Annotated in this window: 13 protein-coding genes; 9 read left to right on the top strand and 4 right to left on the bottom strand. The window is 56.1% G+C overall.

Annotated features, from left to right (window positions below; translation table 11 throughout):
* Window positions 1-385 precede the first annotated feature (385 nt).
* Together gltB and ACT3R7_RS16205 are read left to right on the top strand one after the other, a co-directional pair.
* The gene (gene gltB / locus ACT3R7_RS16210; RefSeq protein ID WP_192537408.1) at window positions 386-4828 is read left to right on the top strand and encodes a glutamate synthase large subunit; all 4443 of its coding nucleotides are present in this window, start codon (window positions 386-388) and stop codon (window positions 4826-4828) included.
* Window positions 4829-4861: 33 nt separating this feature from the next.
* A complete protein-coding gene (locus ACT3R7_RS16205; RefSeq protein ID WP_192537407.1) occupies window positions 4862-6280 on the top strand; it encodes an FAD-dependent oxidoreductase in 1419 nt (472 codons plus the stop codon).
* Window positions 6281-6378: 98 nt separating this feature from the next.
* Here the strand turns inward: ACT3R7_RS16205 and ACT3R7_RS16200 are convergent, their stop codons facing one another.
* Complete coding sequence (locus tag ACT3R7_RS16200) at window positions 6379-7314, bottom strand: helix-turn-helix transcriptional regulator (RefSeq protein WP_496199299.1); 936 nt, start codon at window positions 7312-7314, stop codon at window positions 6379-6381.
* A gap of 405 nt (window positions 7315-7719) precedes the next feature.
* On the opposite strand from ACT3R7_RS16200, the gene ACT3R7_RS16195 reads away from it, so the two are divergent.
* From ACT3R7_RS16195 to ACT3R7_RS16185, 3 genes are all read left to right on the top strand, one after another.
* Window positions 7720-9468, top strand: coding sequence for an ABC transporter ATP-binding protein (locus ACT3R7_RS16195; protein WP_192537405.1), 1749 nt, complete (start codon window positions 7720-7722; stop codon window positions 9466-9468).
* Entirely contained in the window at window positions 9465-11210 is a 1746-nt protein-coding gene (locus ACT3R7_RS16190; RefSeq protein WP_192537404.1) for an ABC transporter ATP-binding protein, read from the top strand. Before ACT3R7_RS16195 ends, ACT3R7_RS16190 begins: the two co-directional genes overlap by 4 nt.
* Before the next feature lie 68 nt (window positions 11211-11278).
* A complete protein-coding gene (locus ACT3R7_RS16185; RefSeq protein WP_087107926.1) occupies window positions 11279-12520 on the top strand; it encodes an MFS transporter in 1242 nt (413 codons plus the stop codon).
* 72 nt (window positions 12521-12592) lie between these two features.
* On the opposite strand, the gene ACT3R7_RS16180 is transcribed toward ACT3R7_RS16185, so the two are convergent.
* The 3 genes from ACT3R7_RS16180 to ACT3R7_RS16170 are packed head-to-tail and all read right to left on the bottom strand — an operon-like array spanning window position 12593 to window position 17210.
* Entirely contained in the window at window positions 12593-13612 is a 1020-nt protein-coding gene (locus ACT3R7_RS16180; protein ID WP_225736082.1) for an HlyD family secretion protein, read from the bottom strand.
* A gap of 23 nt (window positions 13613-13635) precedes the next feature.
* Window positions 13636-15168 (bottom strand): MFS transporter, encoded by a 1533-nt coding sequence (locus ACT3R7_RS16175; RefSeq protein ID WP_087107930.1) that lies wholly within the window; start codon window positions 15166-15168, stop codon window positions 13636-13638.
* Window positions 15169-15185: 17 nt separating this feature from the next.
* Window positions 15186-17210 (bottom strand): TonB-dependent receptor, encoded by a 2025-nt coding sequence (locus tag ACT3R7_RS16170; protein ID WP_225736081.1) that lies wholly within the window; start codon window positions 17208-17210, stop codon window positions 15186-15188.
* Between the two features lie 319 nt (window positions 17211-17529).
* Here ACT3R7_RS16170 and ACT3R7_RS16165 point away from each other — a divergent pair, with 319 nt between their 5' ends.
* The 4 genes from ACT3R7_RS16165 (at window position 17530) to ACT3R7_RS16150 (ending at window position 23437) form a co-directional block, all read left to right on the top strand.
* Window positions 17530-19185, top strand: coding sequence for a CTP synthase (locus tag ACT3R7_RS16165; RefSeq protein WP_192537403.1), 1656 nt, complete (start codon window positions 17530-17532; stop codon window positions 19183-19185).
* 12 nt (window positions 19186-19197) lie between these two features.
* Entirely contained in the window at window positions 19198-20061 is an 864-nt protein-coding gene (gene kdsA / locus ACT3R7_RS16160) for a 3-deoxy-8-phosphooctulonate synthase (RefSeq protein WP_192537402.1), read from the top strand.
* Window positions 20062-20117: 56 nt separating this feature from the next.
* Window positions 20118-21407: a phosphopyruvate hydratase gene (eno, locus tag ACT3R7_RS16155; protein WP_192537401.1), complete on the top strand. Its 1290-nt coding sequence runs from the start codon at window positions 20118-20120 to the stop codon at window positions 21405-21407.
* A 638-nt stretch (window positions 21408-22045) separates the two neighbouring features.
* Window positions 22046-23437 (top strand): L-cystine transporter, encoded by a 1392-nt coding sequence (locus ACT3R7_RS16150; RefSeq protein ID WP_192537400.1) that lies wholly within the window; start codon window positions 22046-22048, stop codon window positions 23435-23437.
* The last annotated feature ends 42 nt before the right edge of the window (window positions 23438-23479 follow it).

Below are 23479 nucleotides of genomic sequence, written 5' to 3'. Positions count from 1 at the left end.
CTGCAATGCACACATGTATAATGCAATTCGCATGGCTTATGCGCTATCGGCATGGTGTTTTTAGTGCTCGTTAGACTAAAGTTTAATTCTTGTGGTTTTTCGTTGAAATAACGTTATATGGCTTTGCAAGTGCTTGAAGTGTATATCTTTTTTCCTGTTAACTGGGTTGCAACTGTAGGATTTGAAAAGACTTTCTGTTAATTGTCGTTTTGCAGTGATTGCGCAGGAAGGGGGCGAATCGCTATGCTGAGCGACCATTTTCTTGCAGCAGCGGATCGGGCGGGCGCCCTGTTCTAGGCGGTTAAAAAGCTTCATAAAAAAAGAAAAACCTGCCATTAAACCATAAGAACGCTGCTAATAAAATACCTTGACTAGAGGCACGCCCATGAATAGAGGTCTCCACCAGCCTGGCGAGTTTCGCGATAACTGCGGCTTTGGCCTTATTGCGCATATGGAAGGGCAGGCCAGTCACGACTTGCTGAAAACGGCGATCGAATCGCTCACGTGCATGACACACCGGGGCGGTATCGCTGCTGACGGTAAAACCGGCGACGGCTGTGGTCTATTGCTCAAAATGCCGACCCAGTTTATGCGTGAAGCCGCCCAAGAAGCCTTGGGCGTGGCGCTTAATGAGCAGTTCGCGGTAGGCGTTGTATTTCTGCCTAGCGATGATGCTCAGGCAACTGAAGCGCGTGACACTGTCGAGCGCGAGCTGAGCGCACGTGGCCTTCAGGTGGCGGGCTGGCGTGTGGTGCCTACCGATTCAAGCGTATGCGGCCCGATGGCGCTGGACTGCCTACCGCGTATTGAGCAGGTTTTTGTCGAGCCAGGCAAGAGCGAGCAGTTCACCGTGGACCTCTTCATGGCCCGTCGTTACGCCGAGCAGGCGTTGCGCGGCGATGAAGATTTCTATGTGGCGTCGCTCTCGGCGGAAGTGGTGTCTTATAAGGGACTGGTAATGCCGGAAGATCTGCCGGCATTCTATAAGGACTTGAACGACCCGCGTCTGGAAACTGCTATCTGCGTGTTCCACCAGCGCTTCTCGACCAATACCGCACCGCGCTGGCCGCTGGCGCAGCCGTTCCGCTTATTGGCTCACAATGGTGAAATCAATACCATTGAGGCTAACCGCGGGTGGGCTAACTCGCGCAAGGCTAACTTCGTGAGCGAGTATTTGCCCGATATCGATAAGCTCGATGAAGTCGTCAATACCACCGGTTCCGACTCCTCCAGCATGGATAACATGCTCGAAGTGCTGCTGACCGGCGGTATGGAGCTGCATCGTGCCGTGCGTATGATGGTGCCGCCGGCCTGGCAAAACGTTGAAACCATGGACGCGGAGCTGCGCGCCTTTTACGAATACAACTCCATGCATATGGAGCCGTGGGATGGCCCTGCAGGCGTGGTAATGACCGATGGCCGCCAGGCGGTGTGCATGCTGGACCGCAACGGCCTGCGCCCGGCGCGCTGGGTAATCACTAAAAACGGCTATATCACCCTGGCGTCGGAAGTCGGCACCTATGGCTACAAGCCTGAAGACGTCGTCGCTAAAGGGCGCGTGGGTCCGGGGCAAATGCTCGCTGTCGATACCCAGACCGGCGAAGTGCTGCATACCCAGGATATCGATGACCGCCTGAAATCGGCCTACCCCTACAAGCGTTGGCTCAAGCAGGAAGCCAACTACCTTGAGTCGGCACTCACCGAACTTGCAAGTTTCCAGTCCATGGAAGCCGATGCGCTGAATGTGCAGCAGAAAATGTTCCAGGTCAGCTTTGAAGAGCGCGACCAGGTGCTGCGCCCGCTGGCGGAAAGCGGCCAGGAAGCCGTAGGGTCGATGGGTGACGATACGCCCATGGCGGTACTTTCAAGCCGCCCGCGCCTTTTGACCGACTTCTTCCGTCAGAAGTTTGCTCAGGTAACCAATCCGCCGATTGACCCGCTGCGCGAAGCGATCGTGATGTCGCTGGAAACCTGCTGTGGCGCGGAGCTCAATGTCTTTAAGGCAACGCCCGAGCACGCCCATCGCCTGATTCTTACTACGCCGGTGCTTTCACCGCGTAAATTTACCGCGCTGATCGACCAGGACGACCCGGCGTTTGCAAGCTATACGCTGTCCATGGGTTACGATCCCGAGCAGCAAAGCTTGCAGCAGGCGGTCAATGCGCTTTGCCAGGAAGCCGAAGCCCAGGTAAAAGCGGGTAAAGTACTGCTGGTGCTTACCGATGCGGACCTGCCCAAGGGGCTGATTCCCATTCAGGCACCGCTGGCTGTTGGCGCGGTGCACACGCATCTGGGTCGTCTGGCGTTGCGTCCTAATGCCAATATTATCGTTGAAACCGGCTACGCCCGTGATGCGCACCAAATGGCCGTGCTGTTTGGGATTGGTGCCACCGCCGTGTACCCATGGCTTGCCTATCAGGTTATGGCCGATATGCACCGCACCGGCGAGCTTTCCGGTAATCCGGCCGACGGCCGGGAGAACTATCGCAAAGGCCTGCAGAAAGGGCTGTTCAAGATACTCTCCAAAATGGGTATCTCGACGCTGGCTTCATACCGTGGCTCCATGCTGTTTGAAGCCGTCGGGCTTTCAGATGAAGTGATGAACACCTGCTTTGTGGGTATGGCCTCGCGTATACAGGGCGCAGGCTTCGCTGAACTACAGATGCAGCAAGAGCTGTTGGCCAAGGACGCCTGGATTACCCGTAAAGGTATCTCCCAGGGCGGTATGTTCAAGTATGTGCATGGTCATGAGTACCATGCGTACAACCCTGATGTAGTAAAGTCGCTGCAGGCAGCCGTTCAGGAAGGCAGTTACGCCAAGTGGAAAAAATTCGCGCAGCTGGTGAACGAGCGTCCTGTCGCGACCATTCGTGATCTGCTCACGCTTAAAGCCGCTGAAACGCCAATTCCGCTGGATGACGTTGAGCCGGTTGATGCGCTGCTGCCACGTTTTGATAGCGCGGGCATGTCCCTGGGCGCACTCTCACCAGAAGCCCACGAAGCCCTGGCCCAGGCCATGAACGAAGCCGGCGGACGCTCCAACTCCGGCGAAGGCGGCGAAGACCCCGCACGTTACGGCACCATTCGCAGCTCCAAGATCAAGCAGATTGCCTCGGGCCGCTTTGGGGTCACGCCGGCTTATCTGGTCAATGCCGAAGTGCTGCAGATCAAGGTGGCCCAAGGCGCCAAGCCGGGCGAGGGCGGTCAGTTGCCGGGTGGCAAGGTCAACGCGCTTATCGCTCGCCTGCGCCATGCGGTGCCCGGCGTCACGCTGATTTCACCGCCGCCGCACCACGATATCTATTCAATCGAAGACCTGGCACAGCTGATTTTTGACCTCAAGCAGGTTAATCCAGAGGCGCAGGTATCGGTGAAGCTGGTATCCGAGCCGGGTATTGGCACTATCGCCACGGGCGTTGCCAAGGCTTACGCCGACCTCATCACAGTATCTGGATACGATGGCGGCACCGCTGCAAGCCCGCTCACCTCGATCAAGCATGCTGGTTCCCCCTGGGAGCTGGGCTTGCCTGAGGTGCATCAGGCGCTGCGTATCAATGGCCTGCGCGACAAGATTCGTCTGCAGACCGATGGTGGCCTTAAAACCGGCTTAGACGTGGTCAAGGCGGCCATCCTGGGGGCGGAGAGCTTTGGTTTTGGTACCGCGCCAATGGTAGCGCTGGGCTGCAAGTTCCTGCGTATCTGCCACCTGAACAACTGCGCTACTGGGGTTGCCACCCAGGACGACTTCCTGCGCGGCGAGCATTTCCGCGGCACGGTGGATATGGTCAAAAACTACTTCCGCTTTATCGCTGAAGAAGTGCGTGAGCTGATGGCCATGCTAGGCGTGCGCCAGTTGACCGACCTGATCGGGCGTACCGACCTGCTGGAAGTGTTGGAAGGCAATACGGCAAGCCAGCGCAAGCTCGATTTAATGCCGCTGCTGACGAACGATTTTGTACCTGCTGATGCGCCGCAGTTCTGCAAGGTGGGCCGCAACGTACCTCACGACCCGGGTGCTAAAAACCAGGAAGTATTGGCAGCGCTTAAAGAGGCTATCGAGAGCCAGTCGGGCGGTGAGTTCAGCTTCAACATCACTAACTGTGATCGCAGTGTGGGTGCGCTTAGCTCAGGCGCTATCGCCAAGCGTTATGGGGAAGAAGGCCTGGAAAACGCGCCCGTTACCGCACGCTTTACCGGGGTGGCAGGGCAGAGCTTCGGCGTCTGGAATGCCCGCGGCCTGAATCTGTACCTGGAAGGCGATGCCAACGACTACGTGGGCAAGGGCATGAACGGCGGCAAGATCGTGATCGTGCCACCTAAGGTTAGCCAGTTCGAAAGCCATAAAACCGCGATTATCGGTAACACCTGCCTGTATGGCGCAACCGGCGGCACGTTGATGGCCGCGGGCACCGCAGGCGAGCGTTTTGCGGTGCGTAACTCAGGCGCCACGGCGGTGATTGAAGGCGCTGGCGACCACTGCTGCGAATACATGACCGGTGGTCTGGTATGCGTGCTGGGTGAAACGGGCGTTAACTTTGGTGCAGGTATGACCGGTGGATTTGCCTACGTGCTGGATGAAGACCGTACCTTCGTGGACAAGTACAACCACGAGCTGGTCGAAATTCATCGCATTAGTACGGAAGCCATGGAGGCGTATCGCCGCCATCTTCGCGAGCTGATTACCACCTATGTCGAAGAGACGGGTTCCAGCCGTGGGGCCGCGATTTTAGAAGACTTTAGCGACTACCTGCGTCATTTCTGGCTGGTGAAGCCAAAAGCGGCAAGCCTGGGCAGTCTGCTGGATCAATCTCGGCGTCAGCCGCAATAAACCGCCTGTGTCTACGCTTCGAGGAGAGAAATCATGGCTAACCGTTTAAACAACGATTTCCAGTTTGTTGATGTGGGTCGTCAAGACCCACAGAAAAAAGCCGCCCATACGCGTGCCAAAGAATTCGCTGAGATTTACGAACCGTTCAAACCCACTGATGCGGCAAGCCAGGCGCATCGCTGCCTGCATTGCGGCAACCCTTACTGTGAGTGGAAATGCCCGGTTCACAATTACATTCCCAACTGGCTACAGCTGGTCGTGGAAGGCAACATCATCGAAGCCGCTGAGCTTTCGCATAAAACCAACTCGCTGCCCGAAGTATGTGGCCGCGTATGCCCGCAAGATCGGCTGTGTGAAGGCGACTGCACGCTCAATGACGGCTTTGGCGCGGTCACCATCGGTTCTGTCGAGAAGTACATTACCGATACTGCGTTTGCCATGGGCTGGCGCCCGGACATGTCCAAGGTCGTGTGGACGGATAAAAAAGTCGCGATTGTCGGCGCCGGGCCTGCCGGGCTTGGCTGTGCCGATATTCTGGCGCGCAACGGCGTCAAGCCCGTGGTATTTGATAAGTACCCGGAAATCGGTGGCCTGTTAACCTTCGGCATTCCTGAGTTCAAGCTTGAAAAGAACGTGATGGAGCGTCGTCGGGCGGTATTCGAGGAAATGGGTATCGAGTTTCGCCTGAATACCGAAATCGGTACGGATATCGAGTTCGATACGCTGCTCCAGGAGTACGACGCGGTTTTCCTGGGCATGGGGACGTATAAATACATGGAAGGCGGCTTCCCCGGTGAAGACCTGCCCGGCGTGTACAAGGCGCTCGATTTCCTGATCGCTAACGTCAACCGCTGCCTGGGATTCGAAAAAGATCCCAACGATTACATCTCGATGGAAGGCAAGCGCGTCGTTGTTCTCGGCGGTGGCGATACCGCCATGGACTGTAACCGCACCTCGATCCGCCAGGGTGCTGCGAGCGTTACCTGTGCTTATCGCCGTGACGAAGAGAACATGCCCGGCTCTCGCCGTGAAGTAACCAACGCGCGCGAAGAGGGCGTCGAGTTCCTGTTCAACCGCCAGCCGGTGGCGGTGGTGGGCGAAGAGAAGGTTGAAGGCGTGAAGGTTGTGCGCACTCGACTCGGCGAGCCTGACGAAAACGGTCGCCGCCGCCCTGAGGTGGTACCAGGTTCTGAAGAGATTATTGCCGCCGATGCCGTGGTCGTAGCGTTTGGTTTCCAGGCAAGCCCTGCGCCCTGGTTTGAGGGCTCGCGCATTGATCTGAACGAGCGTGACCTGGTAAAAGCCCCAGAGCACGGCCAGTTCGCCTTTCAGACCAGCAATGAAAAAATCTTTGCCGGCGGCGATATGGTGCGCGGCTCTGACCTGGTGGTCACGGCTATTTATGAAGGCCGCCAGGCCGCAGAAGGCATCATGAACTACCTGGGCGTGTAATTCACCTTTACTCCAGCTGTCCGGGGCCTTAATTGGCTCCGCGACTACCCCGGCATCAGGCAAACGCGAGACTCCCCAGCCTTTGATTCGACATACTGCTAGTGTGCTCCTCGCACCGATTTCGGCGTACAGCCGAAAAACTTTGTGAAGGCGGCAGTGAAATTATTTGGGTGCTGGTAGCCGACCTGATAGGCCGATTCCGATACCCGACATCCTGCGGCCAGTAATTCTTGCGCTCGCTGCATGCGCATTGCTAGCAGGTGTTGGGCAGGGCTTGTGTCATAGGCTTGGCGAAAGCACCCCTTGAGTTTGTATTCACTGATACCAAGTTTGGCGCACAAGTAGGCATTGTTTAGAGGCTGATCCAAGTGCGCACGCATATAGGCTTCGATTCTTTCAAGCAAGTCCACGTCTCGCCCGATAATTCGTTCTTTCTGCCCCTCCGCAGGGGTTAGCAGGTTGAGTTGTTCGCCGAGTAAGCTGAGGGCATGGATACGCTGGCGTAATCCGTCCTGCTCACCTACCCACGGGTGCTTGTAAAAGCTTAGATGTTGACTGGCGCGGCTGTTAACGTGAGATAGTTGGCGAAAGCTTTCATTGTGACGCAAGGGCTTACCGAGCAGTTGGTCACAGCGCTGTGGTCCGATATAACGCCTTAATGCCGATTCCGATACCACTAATCGTAACTGCTGAGTCTGCTTGTCGGCGGCGTAGCGGCGCTCACCACCCCCTTCCTGAAATACAGACACTGTCGTTTGGTTAGCCGAGAAGTGCAGACGATTGCCTGTACGGTCAAGAAACTCTGATTGACCAGATAAGCCGAAAGTAATCACCAGGGTGCGCTCATTGCCTTCGTGTTGACAGACTTCACGTAATACACGTCCAGACGAGATTTTGGAACGAACAACGGAAAAGCCTGCTTCGCAATCCAGCCGCTCAATCAGGGTATGGCGATGGGGTAAATCGCACTTATGGGAAACCCATTCAGTTAGATGTTGAGCAGTGGTCAACGTTGGGCGTGACAAATTATTCACAGCAAAGCCTTCCTTATTTCCATCCTACTGAGTGCTCTCTATTGCAGAGCATCCAATCATTGCAGAACCAGTCGCCTTGTGATTGAGCTCATAAGAGCACAAGCCCCATAGGCATAAAAACAGCCTAGTCGGAATAGGATATGAATAACGCTGGATGCAATATTAAATGAGAATGATGTGTATTTATTTTGAAAGTATCATTCGTTGACTGCTCAGCCAAGTGGAAGTTGCCGCTTACACACCGTCTGAGTTGGTGTTGAGCGGGGAGTGTGTTTTTAGGGCATATCCGTTTCAGTGTATGTGGTCAAAAGAGGAGGAACTGATGATTTCGATCCTTGTAATATCATCGCTGACAGGCAAATACCCATCATTAGTCTCTGCGCTGACTAACGCGAAGGAGAATTCATGAACCCGGTTCTCTGGCGCTTGTCGCGGCCTTTGCGTCCTTCGATTTTACTGGCTGCGTTCGGCCAAGTGGTTGTCACCGCCTGTCATGTTGGTCAGGCGCTATGCTTAGCCAGTGCTTTGGCCGGGCTATTCGCTGACCAGCCATTGTCCGAACTATGGTGGCCGCTGTCGGTTTTTTTTGTTTTTACTTGGCTACGCATCGTGCTGATGGGGTTGTCTGAAGCACTCGCTATGCGTGTGGCAGGGCTTGCCCGGCACTACTTGCGTCAGCGCCTGATTGGTCAGGTATTACGTGTGGCGGCTGATCCGGCCAGCGACCGAGATAGCGGGGAACTGAGTACCACCTTGGTGCAGTCGGTGGAAGCCTTGCAAGCCTATTACAGCCGTTATGTGCCTGCAGTGCTGGGTGCGGTGTTTGGTGGCGGGGGTGTGCTACTGCTAATGGCGTATTTCGATAGCCGTTCTGCCCTTGTGGCTGCTCTTGCTGCGCTGGCGCTACCCTTTACTGATCGCCTCTGGTTGCGTTGGCGGCGCGCTTCTGCAGGTGGGTTGTTCGCGAGTATGGGGCGTTTTTCCGCGTATTTGCTCGACAGCTTGCGCGGCGTCACCACGCTCAAGGCCTTCAATGCTCAGACCCGGCGCCGTCAGGTACTCAGTCAACAGGCACGGGATCTGCGTGAGCAGGCCATGGGTGTGCTTTACGCCATTCTCATGCGTAACGGCGCAACAGGGCTGCTTAGCTTGGGTGGTTTAGCGTTGGTGACTGCGCTTAGCGCTCAGCGCGCCGTTGCCGGTGAGCTATCGCCGTTTGCGTTGTTGGCCGTTGTGCTGCTGGCCCGCGAGGCCTTCGGTACGCTGGAAAAGCTTGATAAGACCTTCCACATTGCATGGTCGGGTAATGCGGCGGCGGCCCCCGTCATTCGTTTACTTGACGCTATACCTGGGGTGCCAGAGCCGATTGAGGCCCGGGCTTTACCGACCCATCATGGAGTGGCCTTTGATAGCGTTAGTTATACCTGGCCGGGTGGCTGCGAACCTGCGTTGCACAATGTGAATTTTACGCTTGAGCCTGGTGAGTTCGTGGCTGTGGTAGGGCCCTCTGGCGCAGGAAAATCGACCCTGGCAGCTCTATTGATGCGCTTTGTTGCACCTGACTGCGGCCGCGTCAGCCTGGGCGGCGTTGATCTTCGCGATTTGCGCGTCAATGACGTATACGAAAACGTCAGTGGCGTGTTCCAACATAGTGTGCTGCTGCATGGCAGCATCGAAGAGAACTTGAGGATGGGGGCTCCTCAAGCCAGTGATGAGGATCTGGCTGAGGCATGCCGGGTAGCGTCACTGGAATCGTGGATTTCAAGTCTTGAAAAAGGCGTTGCCACTGCCGTGGGAGAAGGCGGCGCGCGACTTTCTGGCGGTCAGCGACAGCGCATAGCTATCGCACGTGCTTGGCTAAAAAATACACCGGTCATGGTGTTGGACGAGGCGACCGCGAACGTGGACGTTGCCAGCGAAACCCACATTGGAGAGGCCATCGAGCGGCTTCGCGGTCAGCGTTCGCTACTGGTGATTGCACATCGTCTAGCCAACGTTCGGAATGCCGACCGCATTCTGGTGCTTGATCGTGGTCGTTTAGTTGAGATCGGTGATCACCACAACCTACTGACCCGAAATGGCCTCTATGCGCGCCTCTGGAACCGGCAGCACGCCCACGAAGCGTCGCCCCAAACCGAGGAAGAACTAATATGAAAGTCAATGCCCACGAAATTCCCCAGGGGCCGCGTAGCACATGGGGTGACCTGTTACGCCTTTCCGCTGGCCAGCCGCGCCTGCTAGCACTCACTATCGCTGCTACGCTCATTGCCCAGGCTGGCATGGTGACAAGCCTTGCGTTGGGTGCCTGGCTAGCAGGTTTGGCGCTGACGGGTGCACCGGAGAGCCTCTGGCAACCCGTGCTTTGGGGCATGCTTGTCAGCGCCGTTGCTGGGGCCGGTGGTCGCTGGTGGCAGGCACATATCTCCCATGCCTTTGCTTTTGCTCTGATCGAAACGCTGCAGGTGGGCATTTACGACGGTCTAGAGCGTGCCGCCCCAGGTGGTTTGTCCGACACCCGCAGCGGCGAGCAGGCCAACGTGGCGCTGAACGATGCTCAGGCGCTGGAACACTTTTTTGCCCACACCCTGGCCGATACCATCGCTGCAGTTGTGGTACCGCTGTTGGCACTGCTGGCGCTGGCCTGGATACAGCCTTGGCTTACTTTAGTGTTACTGCCATTTCTGCCGACTCTGACCAGCGTGCCATTCTGGCTGGGGGAGCGTGCTTTTCGCCAGGGGCGCGAGATGAATGCCGCGCTAGCGGGACTAAACGCTGAAGTGATTGAGGGCATTGAGGCGCGTCGAGAGATCCTCTTGTTCAATCAGGAGGCGGCTTGGCGCGCTCGGCTGGGGCAGTATCTGGCGCGGCTGAAGAGCGAGCAGCGTCGTTACGCCTTGCGAACAGGCGCGGAGCAAGGCGGTATAGAGCTGATCCAGTCCTTAGCATTGATCACCGCGCTGGTGGCCAGCGCAGTGTTGCTTGAATATCAAGCCCTAGCGTTGGCTCAAGTTCCGCTATCGGTCGTGCTGGTAGGCGCGGCACTGCTACCTTTGGCAGAGGTAGCGCGCAGTGCCAGCCAACTGGGTGCAGTGCGCGCCAGTGCGGCACGGGTGTTGGCGTTGCTGCATCAGCGTTCGCCGATTCAGGACAATGGCCAGCGATTGCCTAAGGATGCCAGCATCGAATTCAACCAAGTGGTGTTCGCCCATTCCGAGCGCCCTGTGCTGCAGGGTGTCAACTTCCGGGTAGAAACGGGTGAGATGGTCGCACTGGTTGGCCCCTCTGGATCTGGCAAGACCACCTGCGCCAACTTACTAATGCGCTTCTATGAGGTGCAGAGCGGCACAGTGAAGCTGGGCAGCGAAGATCTGCGTGATATTCCCCTATCCGAGCTGCGCCACTGGATCGCCTGGGTTGGTCAGGAGGCCTACTTGTTTGACGACAGTATCGAGGGCAACTTGCGCTTGGGCAAACCAGAGGCGACGCAGCAGGAAATCGAAATCGCTGCGCATCAGGCCCAGGCCCACGATTTCATTCAGGCCCTACCTGAGGGCTACCAAACGCGTTGCGGCGCGAATGGTGCGCGGCTTTCAGGTGGTCAGCGTCAGCGTATCGCCATCGCCCGGGCACTGCTGTCTCAAGCGCCCGTGCTGGTAATGGATGAAGCTTCATCCAGCCTCGATGCTGACAGTGAACATGCCCTGCAGCAGGCCTTGTTGGCGCTTCGTGGGCAGTACACGCTACTGGTGGTAGCACATCGTCCAAGCACCATTGCTCAGGCTGACAGGGTCGTACTCCTGCAGGATGGCTGCATTCTCGATCAGGGCTCTCATGAGCAGTTGCTGCACCGTTGCGAGCAATATGTCCAGTTGCTCGCGCAGCCAGCCAGCGCTTAAAAACACATGCTTAGCAACGAGTACCTTAAGCGTTTAGCTCCAGAAACTTAAAACCTGGGAATACCGACATGAAAGCCCCCGCCATTTCGTACTGGTCGTTGCAGTTGCTGCTCGGCTGGATCAACTTCGCTATGACCGCACCAATGATCTATCTCTACCTAGGGTTACCGCTGGTGATGCGCCAGCAGGGGTGGTCCGGCACCGCCATCGGCCTCTTCCAATTGGCAGGGTTGCCGGCCGTGCTCAAGTTCGTATTGGCTGCTCCGGTAGATCGCTGGGCGCGAGATACCGCCGGTTATCGGCGCTGGAGCTTAGTACTGTTGGTCGGTTATGCCGCAAGCCTTGTAGCGCTGGCGGGGCTCGACATAGGAAAAACGGGCTTCACGACGTTATTCGCCCTGGCGATGCTGGCTAGCTTATTCGGCACTTGGGCCGACGCGCCGGTCAATGCCTTGGCTATTCGCTGTTTACCCGAGACTGAACGTATGCGCGCAGGCACTATCCGTTCAGCCGCCAGTTCATTGGGGGCAGTGTTCGGGGGTGGTGCGATGCTCATTTTGCATGATCGTGTTGGCTGGTCTTGGCCGTTCTTTGTGCTGGGGGTTGGACTGTTGTTGGCCCTTGTCGGACTTTATCTCATACGCCCAGTGCATCTTGATACGATAGCGACACCCAAACGCTCAGAGGTGGGGGTGCGCCAATGGGTTGGCTATTTCGCTTCTGCTCAGCGTCGCCGTTGGGTGGTCGTGTTGATGCTCTATTTCCCCTTTATTGGCACTGCCTGGGTATACCTTAAACCGTTACTGCTCGATCAAGGACTGCCGTCCGGTCAGGTGGCCGTGGTAGCTGGTTTGCTGGGTGGCGTGGTCGGTGCTTTGGGCAGTCTGCTAGGCGGTTATGTCACTTACCGTCGTGGTTTGCACTATGCCCTGCCTGGCTTTGCAATGCTCGCCCTCGTTGCCTTGGCTGCATTATCGGCGGCGTTGGCCAGCCATGCGAGCTTGCCGTTGCTAACTGCCTGCACCGTGCTTCTGGCGCTGGCCATGGGCGCCTCGGCTGGATTAGTGTTTGGCATGATGATGTACTACACCCGTGAAGGTTTGACGGCTGTGGACTATGGTCTGCAATCGAGTCTATTCGTGCTCACGCGTACGGTTGTGCCCATGCTCGCAGGGCTGCTGCTTGACCATTTCGGGTATCTGGGCATGTTAAGCGCTCTGATGGCTGGCATGCTGGGAATAGGTTACTGGAGCCTGCGATTTGTGCGGGGCATGGGCGAGATGCCACCAAAGATGGGGCGTGTCGCCTGATTCCCGAACCGTTGTGGTCACTATAGTGGGGTACTGCGGAGCTAGGTCGGTTGTGCTGAGAACATCGTGATGTTAGCCGTGTCCGGTGTCGACTTCCGGCACCACTGACATGCCGACTTTTAACTGTTGGGCTTGAGGTTGACCTGGATCGATGGCGATGCGCACCGGTAGACGTTGGACGATCTTGGTGAAATTACCTGTGGCGTTGTGGGGTTGAATGGCTGAAAAGCTCACCGAGCTGGCTGGGCCTAGGCTATCCACTCTGCCGGTTAGGGTGATGTTGGGGAGAGCATCGATGGTGAAACTTACCGGTTGGCTGGGCCGCATACGGGCGATTTGTGTTTCACGGAAATTGGCGGTGATATAGAGATTGTCCAGAGGAACTAAGGTCAGCAGCGTTTCACCGATTTTCATATAGCCGCCGAGGCGCACCACTTTCTGAGCGACGATACCTTTCACCGGTGCTGTAATGTGGGTGTAGGATAATGCCAATTCCGCTGCGTCCAGTTTGGCCTGAGCGATGTTTTGCGCCGCTTGGGCTTTCTCTAGGTCGGCCTGCAACACTTCCAACGCCTGTTGGGTAGCGGTATAGGCGGCCTGGTCGCCGATCAGGGTGGCCCTTGATGCAGCTAACTCTGCCTCTGCCCTTTGCAGCGACTGAACGGTACCGGCACCGCGGGCGCGCAGGTTGAGGTAGCGTTCTCGCTCCTGTCGAGCCAGTGTCACTGCGGCCTGATCGACGTCAAGTTTTGCCTGTGCTTGATGAATGCGACTTTCCTGACGCACGATTTGCGCTTGTAGACTGACGATTTCCGCAGCTGCCTGGGCCAGTCCAGCACTTGCTTCTTCCACCTTAGCTCGTGTATCGCTGTCATCGATCTCTACTAGCAGGTCGCCGACGCTCACCGTCTGGTTTTCTTCCACCAGTACCCGCTGTACACGACCGGCAACCTGCGACGCCACCCGTGTTAGATCTGCCTGTATATAAGCATCGTTGGTGGATTGATATCTGGCGGCGCTTTCCGGGCGGTTCAGCGCATAGACACCCGTAATTGCCAGGGCCAGGAGTATCAGAATGAAAGGAGTTCGCAAGCGACGTAATGAGGTCATGGCTATTATTCCGGTGAACGAGAGGGAGGTGACGGTGGCGTTACGGGCGTGAGACAGAGCGTCAGCGGAATCAGCATCAGGGCAAGCACGCTAAGTGCCCGGTAAGCGTCGGCGGTGGCCAGCGTGACGGCTTGGGTAGTGACGGCGTCGGACAACGTCATCAGTTGGTCTTCATGCATTCCTAGGGCGGCGCCAGCTCGAGCCATGCTGTCCAGCAACATGTCGCTGTGAAAATGGCTTTGAATCAGTATCAACTGAGTGACCAGCGCGCTGCCCAGGGCGGTGCCGAAGGCGCGCAGCATATTCACCAGCCCGGATACGAAGGGGCCTTCCATTGGCTGTACCACACTGGTAGCCAGAAATAGCAGTGAGACCACCGCCATTGGCTGGCCGATCGCTTGCAGTGCTTGTACAGCGACGAACTGGTGCCACATCCATTCACTGGTGATTTGGGCGCCTAGCCAGCAGGCTATCGCCACAATCAGCAGGCCAGTGGCAAATACCTTGCGTGCATCCATCCAAGGCTGGTATAGAAGCAGAGCCACCAGGGAGCCGAGCACCAACTGTGGTAGCCCGATGGTGAGCCCAACGGCACTGGATTGCAGTGGTCTATAACCTTGCACTTGGGCGAGAAAATTAAGCGGCAGTAGAGCGCCGGACATCAGCACAACCAACAGCCCAACAAACAGGGTGAAGCCCAGCCCAAGGTTGCGCCGGGAAAGCAGTTGAAGGCGGATAAAAGGGCTGGGATGATGCCACTCGCTGAGCAGACCGGCGAAGGTGGCGATTAGGCCGCCAGCAAGTGCACTGCAGATCAGTGTTGAATGAAACCAGCCAAGACGTACACCCTGACTGAGAACTATCGCAAGCAGCGCTAATCCGGTAACCAGACAAATATGGCCGATCCAGTTGCCCTGACCGAAGCGCTCATGGCGTGGTGGATCCTGAGGGAGGCCCCATGCACATAGCGCTAAGCTGAACATACCCAGCGGAACGATTTGCCAGTAGACCCACCGCCAGTCGAACAACTGATCTGTCCACACGCCAGCCAGCCACACCGCCAGATTGGGTGCTAGGGTGGCAGTCATGGCGAATAGCGCCAAACCGTGCAGGCGAATATGAAACGGCAGAAAACGCAGCGCTGCCATCATCAGTGTCGGGATCAGACCGCCAGCGACGGCACCTTGCAGACCGCGCAGTAGGAGCATGGACGGTAGCGACTGGGCAAAGGGCAGTAGTAATCCGAGCAGCGTGGCAGCGGAGATTAACACCAGTTGATAACGGCGCAGTGATAGGGTGATGGCGAACCAGGCGGCAAACGGTTGTACCGTGATTTCGCCAACGAGATAGACGGTATCCAGCCAGGAGGCAGCGTCGGCACCCAAACCATGGGCGCCGCGAATATCTGGCAATGATAAGGCAGGAACCCGGTTGTTAAATCCTGCCATGATGGCTGCGATGAATACGCCGGTCAGCCCGGCGATAAGCCGAGGGCCAAAAACAGGCTGGGCTGGGGTGGCGGTGCGGGTATTAGGCATGGAGAGCGCTCCGGCGATCACAATCGCCAAGTGAAGCGCATTCCTACCTCCCGGGGCGGGCTGTAGATGGTGACGAAGCCGTTCTGGTAGCCCACGGCGTCATAGCGCTTATCGCCGATGTTGTCGGCGTAGGCGGCGAGCTCCCAATCACCTAACTGATAGCCAGCGACCAAGTTGAGCAGTGCATAGTCGTTACGCTCGTATTGGTTGGCGGCGTCTAGGTAGACTTTGCTGCTACCGACCAGGCTGCCCTGGGTGTACCAGCCTTCTGGATCGTCGTAGCGTAGGCTCAAATAACCGGTAAAATCGGGAGCGAAAGGATTGTGATTACCAGCGTAGTCGGCTGAGCCATCTTGGAATTGATCAAATCGGGTATGGTTCCAGGCTAACCCCCCTTTAATTTGCCACCCATCGCCAAGCAGATAGTCAAGGTCGAGTTCTACCCCTTTAGAGGTGGCTGTGGCAGCATTGGTGATGTACATCATGCCGGCGGTGGGCATTTGCATGACTTGCATGTTGTCGATGTCCATCAGATAGGCGGCGAGAGAGTAACGCAGGCGCCCTTCGGCTAGCCAACCCTTAGCGCCGGTCTCGTAGGACCAAGTTTTCTCTGGACCGAAGGACTGATAGTTCGTTGCGGGGGATAATATATTGAACCCACCGCTACGCACGCCTCGCGAGATACTGGCGTACCACTGATTGCGTGGGCTGATTTCATATTGCAACGCGATCTTGGGCGAAAAGTGCGACCATGATTCCGACCGGCTTGCCGCACCACGTGGGTGTAGTTCCACCTGATTGTGCTCAATGCGCCCACCGGTAGAAAGGCGCCAGTGTTGTGCCAAGGGTAGGTTCCAATGGGTAAACAGGGCTGTCGTTTGGCTTTCCTGATTGGCATGAAGATCCACAGAGCCCATCATATTTTTGCTGATACTATGCAGCCGGTTATCACTGCTATCGCCGTAGACGCCGAGCAACCACTCTGTCTCGCCAAGAGCACCCTCTAAGCGAAGCTCCTGGGATAGCGTGCGTAGCCGGTTGTCACGACCTACGTGCAAGATATCCTCGGCCCTGAAATCGGTATCCTGCTGTATATGATCCCGGAAATCATTCCAGGCAGTGACGGAATGGAGACTCAAGTCCGAGGCGAATTCATGTTCCGCGGTTAGTGCTAGGGTTTGCCCCCAGGATCGGTTCCAACTTGGGGTGCCTGAGGCAACAGTGGCACGATGCGCGCTAGGTGCCCCCCAGCGGGATGCACCATCATCATACTCTTGGCGCGTATAGCGCAGTGCCAAATCAGTCGCATCACCAGGCGTCCAGCGCAGCCCTAGGTTGAGATCGTGCCGATTGCGGTCATCTTCATTACTGCCGGTGTGGATGTTGTCGATAAAACCATCCTCACTCGACGTGCTACCCGCAATACTGGCATAGAGATTGTCCTGAACGATGGGGTGACTGACGGCGAAGCGAACGGCTCGATGGCCATGGTTGCCGGCTTCACCGCTAACAGTGGCGCGAGGTTGGTTGTCCATCGGCTGGGTGTGGATAGCAATGACGCCAGCTTCGGCATTACTGCCATAGAGTGTGGACTGAGGGCCGCGTAGTATCTCGATTCGGTCGACGTTAAGTAGGCTGCTCTCGAATCCCTGAGCAGACAGTGTTGGTACACCATCCACCAGAAGCAACGTTGAGGTGGAAAAGGTGTTGAAGTTAGCCGTTAGTCCCCTCATTACGGGAGAATTCATGCCGGCCTGTCCGAATGGCTGAAACGATAACCCAGGAACCCGTCCCTCTAACTGTTCGAGGCTGGTCAGGCCCGCTGCTTCAATTTCAGAACCATCAATCACCGCGACACTGGCAGCCACATTTTCCAGTGGCTGCTCGGTTTTTTCCGCGGTCACCGTTATCGGTGTGAGGGTGGCGGGGGCTTCACCCTCTGTCGTTATTGCTGAGTTTGTCGTATTCGCCCACCCGGGGACGGCTTGCAGGCAACTCATCATGGCTGCCAAATGGAAAATTCGACGTCGCTTGTGCTGCATCTTTCGTTTCCCCTTATTCCCTTATGTTATTTCATTACGTGCTAATTTCCCCGCTACAATCTCATCGGTACGGGGAGTACGCTGAGAACAAGGATACTCTTAAGGCAAATAGTAATCATTGCTATTAAGTATGGTGGTTGGCGGTTTACCTATGAATGTATGCAAGCGCAGGGCTGGGGCAGCTGCCCATTCTGGTTCGGCCGAGCTGATTTTGACTGCTCAGTTCAAATTGAGCCTTGGGGCGTAGTCTGCTATTCTGTCGTCCCATCCTGGTGTGGCTTTCTGTTACGCCTTTTGATCACGTTTCGACAGGTTTTCCATGACACGATATATCTTCGTGACCGGCGGCGTTGTGTCCTCTCTTGGCAAGGGCATCGCGTCGGCCTCGCTGGCGGCGATTTTAGAGGCCCGCGGCCTTAAGGTCACCATGCTCAAGCTCGACCCGTACATCAACGTGGACCCGGGCACCATGAGCCCTTTCCAGCACGGCGAGGTGTTCGTCACCGAGGATGGCGCCGAGACCGATCTGGACCTGGGCCACTACGAACGCTTTATTCGTACCAAGATGACCCAGCGCAACAACTTCACCACAGGCCGTGTTTACGAGCACGTGCTGCGCAAAGAGCGCCGTGGCGATTACCTGGGTGGCACGGTACAGGTCATCCCGCACATCACCGATGAAATCAAGCAGCGCGTTTATGCCGGCGGTGAAGGTTTCGACGTGGCGCTGGTAGAAATCGGTGGCACGGTAGGTGATATCGAATCGCTGCCGTTTTTGGAGTCTATTCGCCAGATTCGTAGCGAGCAGGGTGCTAATCGCGCGCTGTTTATGCACCTGACGCTGGTGCCGTATATCAAGACGGCGGGCGAGACGAAAACCAAGCCTACCCAGCACAGCGTTAAAGAGCTGCGCTCGATTGGTATTCAGCCGGATATTCTGATTTGCCGCAGCGAAGTCGAGCTTGAAGAGAGCGAACGCCGCAAAATCGCGTTGTTTACCAACGTTGAAGAGCGTGCGGTCGTACCGCTTCAGGACGCAGATACCATCTACCGTATCCCGCTGATGCTTCATGAACACGGCCTGGACGATATCGTCTGCGATAAGCTGCGCCTTGATGCCGAGCCCGCCGATCTTTCCGAGTGGGTGAAAGTGCTGGACTCCAAGCTTAATCCGCTCAAGTCCGTAAGTATCGCCATGGTCGGTAAGTACATGGAACTGCTGGACGCGTACAAGTCGCTTAATGAAGCCTTGATTCATGCAGGCATTCAAGGGCGCATCAAAGTCAATGTCGACTATATCGACGCTGAGGACATCGAACGTCACGGCACCGAGCGCCTAGCGGGTAAAGACGCTATTCTGGTGCCCGGCGGCTTTGGTGAGCGAGGCGTGGAAGGCAAAATTATGACCGCCCAGTTTGCCCGCGAAAATAACGTGCCTTACCTGGGGATCTGCTTAGGGATGCAGGTAGCGGTTATTGAATTTGCGCGTAACGTGGCGGGCTGGAAAGATGCCAACTCCACTGAGTTTACCCATGACACTCAGCACCCGGTGGTCGGCCTGATTACCGAATGGCTGAATGCGGAAGGTAAAATTGAGCTGCGCGATGCGGCGTCTGATTTAGGCGGCACCATGCGTCTGGGCGGCCAGATATGTCATCTGACCTCCGGCAGCAAAGCGCGTGAAGCTTACGGCTCTGATGAAATCGTTGAACGTCACCGCCACCGCTTCGAAGTTAATAACCAGTTTATTGACGAGCTGGAAAAAGCCGGCCTGGTAATTTCAGGTAAAAGCGTTGATCAGTCGCTGGTTGAAATGATCGAGTTGGCCGATCACCCTTGGTACGTGGCGTGTCAGTTCCACCCGGAATTTACCTCCACACCGCGTGACGGGCACCCGCTGTTCTCGGGCTTTGTGAATGCAGCGCTGGAGCACAAAACGGCGCGTACCCGATCTCACGCGACACCTCAGGAATAAGGGGGGAAGCCAATGTCTTCTCAAGCACCTTTTCAAGAGCGTCACATCAACATTGCCGGCCTAACCGCCGGCAATTCTTTGCCCTTAATGCTGCTTGGCGGCATGAACGTGCTAGAGTCGGCAGAGCTTGCCGACGAGGTAGCCCAAGCCTACGTCAGCGTGACGCAAAAGCTCGGTATGCCGTATGTATTCAAGGCGAGCTTTGACAAGGCCAACCGCAGCTCGATTCACTCGTACCGTGGTCCGGGTATTGAAAAAGGCTTGCAGATTCTCGCTGATATCAAGTCGCGTTATGGCGTGCCGATCATCACCGATGTTCACGAGCCCTGGCAGGCGGCCCAGGCGGCAGACGTCGCGGATATCATCCAGTTGCCCGCTTTCCTGGCGCGCCAGACGGATCTGGTGGTGGCGATGGCCAAAACCGGTGCCGCGATCAATATCAAAAAGCCCCAGTTTTTAGCACCTCATGAGATGCGCCATATTCTCAGCAAGTTTCAGGAAGCCGGTAATGATCGCCTGATGCTCTGCGAGCGCGGCTCAAGCTTTGGTTACAACAACCTGATTGTCGATATGCTTGGGTTCGGGGACATGAAACAGACCGGCTATCCGGTGTTTTTTGATGTCACCCATGCGCTTCAGCGCCCGGGTGGACGCGCCGACAGTGCCGATGGGCGGCGTGCCCAGGTAGCCGAGCTTGCCCGTTCCGGCGTTGCGGTAGGGCTTGCCGGGCTATTTTTGGAGGCGCATCCAGACCCTGATAATGCCAAGTGTGATGGCCCCTGTGCCTTGCCGCTTGATCAGCTTGAGCCATTTTTAACCCAGCTTTCGCAATTGGATTCACTAGTCAAAAACTTTGCGCCGTTGACCATTCGCTAAGCGGTAGCCAACGCGGTACGTAATCCTTTATTAGACCCACAACCAAGGACACTGTCATGACCAAAATTGTAGATATCAGTGCACTGGAAGTACTTGATTCACGCGGTAATCCGACAGTACAGGCGCGCGTGCGTCTTGAGAGTGGCGCGGTAGGCGAAGCCTGCGCGCCCAGCGGTGCTTCCACCGGTTCGCGTGAAGCGCTTGAACTGCGCGACGGTGATAAAGCGCGCTATCTCGGCAAAGGTGTACTGAAAGCTGTCGATGCGGTCAATGGCAAAATCCGTGATGCGTTGCTGGGAATGGATGCGCGCGATCAGCGCGGTCTGGACGATGCCATGCTGGCGCTGGATGGCACTGACAATAAAGCGACCCTGGGCGCGAATGCGATTCTGGCGGTATCGCTGGCTGCTGCCAAAGCGGCGGCCAATGCCAAGGGCGTGCCGCTTTATGCGCACATTGCCGAGCTTTACGGCCAGCCGGGTCAATACAGCATGCCGGTACCGATGATGAACATCATCAATGGCGGCGAGCATGCGGATAACAACGTCGATATCCAGGAATTTATGGTGCAGCCGGTGGGCGCGCCTAATTTTCGCGAAGGGCTACGCATGGGCGCAGAAATTTTCCATGCGTTGAAGAAAGTACTTCTGGCGAAAGGCCTTTCCACGTCGGTTGGCGACGAGGGTGGTTTTGCGCCTGACTTGGCCTCTAATGCCGATGCCCTGGCGGTTATCAAGCAGGCCGTTGCAGATGCGGGCTATACCCTGGGTAAAGACGTTACGCTCGCGCTCGATTGTGCTTCGTCTGAGTTCTACAAGGACGGCCAGTACAACCTTTCCGGCGAAGGTAAAAGCTACGATGCGCAAGGCTTTACCGACTATCTGGCGGGCCTTTGCGCCGACTACCCGATCGTTTCCATCGAAGACGGTATGGATGAGTCGGATTGGGACGGCTGGAAAGCGCTGACCGATAAGCTGGGTGACAAGGTGCAGCTGGTAGGCGATGACCTGTTCGTGACCAACACCAAAATCCTCAAGCGCGGTATCGATGAGCAGATCGGTAACTCGATTCTGATCAAGTTCAACCAGATCGGCTCGCTGTCTGAAACGCTGGACGCCATCAAGATGGCGCAGGATGCAGGCTTTACCGCGGTTATCTCGCACCGCTCCGGCGAAACCGAAGATACCACCATTGCTGATTTGGCGGTGGGTACCTGTGCTGGCCAGATTAAAACCGGTTCGCTATGCCGTTCTGACCGGGTAGCTAAATATAACCGCTTACTGGTGATTGAGGCTGAGCTAGGTGATGTTAACTACCCAGGCATCAGCGCTATTAAAGGTCAGTAAGGCTTTTTAAGGGGTTGGTTTGTAAGATATGTCTCAAGATTTTGTAAGAGATCTCTTACAAATGCCGACGAAAATCGCTCGTTTTAGGGTAAGAAAATCCGTAATTTTGCCTTAATTAAAATTCATGTGATTGATTTTAAATTGGTTTGAAAAAAAGGGTGAGCCGATAAGGCTTGCCCTCTTCTATTTTGCCCGTCTTGAGAAGCATTCGTTATCTGCCACAATGCATTCAGGACAGGGGAGGCAAGGATGCTTTAGACAGAATGCAATGTAAGAGATGTAAACAGGTACGCGCGGTGCCACATTGATGTGAGGCCTAGCAAGGAAGTTACCTGAGGAGTTTGACACAGGGAGTGGTCAGAGGAAGTGCTTGGAGCGGGCGGCCTATGGGCCGCCTTTTTTTTGTCTGAAAAAAGTATCTCAATGGTCCTTGCTTCAATGGGTCTTTTCTCAATAAGACATTCTGCCGACGACCCAGTGATGAAAATGCTTCCAAGGTTATAAGTAAAATACATTTTTATTGTGTGCCGCTATTAATTACTATGGCGCGCAAGAGTTAGCAGGCTATATTTCTGTTTTACTTATCTTACGGCACATCGTTGATGTGCCGTTTTTTTATTTTTTAGGAGAGGCATTACATGCATGGGTTGATTGCGATCAACGTATTGGTCTTTGCGCTTGCGATCGCACTGCTGGCACGCTGGCAGCGAAACGGCGCAAGCCTTTCAAAGGTGGTGTTAGCCGGTCTTGTCATCGGTGTTGGGTTGGGGACGCTGCTACAGTGGTTGTTTGCGGATTCGGTGGTACTTGACGGTACTATCGACTGGGTCAATCTGGTCGGCGGCGGTTATGTCCAACTGTTGAAAATGATCATCATGCCTCTGGTGCTGGTCACTATTCTGTCCGCCGTAACGCGTCTGCATGATGCCAGTGCGCTGGGTAAAATCAGCCTGGGCGTGCTCGCCATGTTGATGCTTACTACGGCGATCTCGGCGGTTATCGGCATCAGCATGACGCAGCTGTTTGGGTTGTCTGCCGAGGGGCTGGTGCAGGGCGCCCGCGAGCTTGAGCGGGGCCAGGCCATTATTGAACGCAGTGCTCAAGTGGCTGACCTGACCATACCGCAATTGCTGCTATCTTTTATTCCCAGCAATCCTTTTCAAGATTTGGCTGGGTCGCGTCCGACGTCGATTATCAGCGTGGTAATTTTTGCCACGTTTTTGGGCATGGCGGCACTGGGCATCAAGCGTGAAAATGCAGCACTTGGCGATAAGCTAATCGAAGGTATTGATATCGTACAGAAGTGGATCATGCGCCTGGTGCGAATGGTGATTCGCCTGACGCCTTACGGGGTGATGGCGTTGATGACCAAGGTGGTTTCCACATCCAATCTTAACGATATTCTTAATCTGCTTGGTTTCGTCATCGCCTCCTACGTGGGGTTGGCGCTGATACTGGTCATGCATACGCTGTTTCTGATGGGCGCTGGAGTCAATCCCAAACGCTATTTTCAAAAAGTCTGGCCGGTGCTCACCTTTGCGTTTACCTCGCGCTCAAGCGCGGCCACGATTCCTCTGAACATCGAAGCCCAGGTGGACCGCATTGGCGTGCCGCCCGCCATTGCCAACTTCTCTGCTTCCTTCGGGGCAACCATCGGCCAAAACGGCTGTGCCGGGCTTTATCCGGCCATGCTGGCCATGATGATTGCGCCTACGGTAGGGATCGATCCATTTTCGCTGGAGTTTCTGGCAACGCTGGTGCTGGTCGTCACTCTGGCATCTTTCGGGATTGCAGGCGTCGGTGGTGGGGCAACCTTTGCGGCCATCATTGTGCTTTCGACGCTTGATCTGCCGATTGCGCTGGCAGGACTATTAATCTCCATCGAGCCGCTCATCGATATGGGCCGCACGGCGATCAACGTCAACGGCTCAATGACCGCGGGCACGGTGACCAGCCGCCTGCTCAAGCAGCACGATAGCGCGGTCTTTGACTCTAATGATAACGAGCTGGGCGAGCCGAAGCCCGTGTAAGCCAGCAGGTGCATCATGTAACGCAAAGAGCCGCCCCAGGGT

The sequence above is a fragment of the Halomonas sp. AOP43-A1-21 genome (assembly GCF_052376775.1).
In the GTDB taxonomy this organism is placed as follows: Bacteria; Pseudomonadota; Gammaproteobacteria; order Pseudomonadales; family Halomonadaceae; genus Vreelandella; species Vreelandella colorata.
The sequence above is the reverse complement of the archived record's forward strand: the minus strand, read 5'-3'. Positions and strand labels throughout refer to the sequence as shown.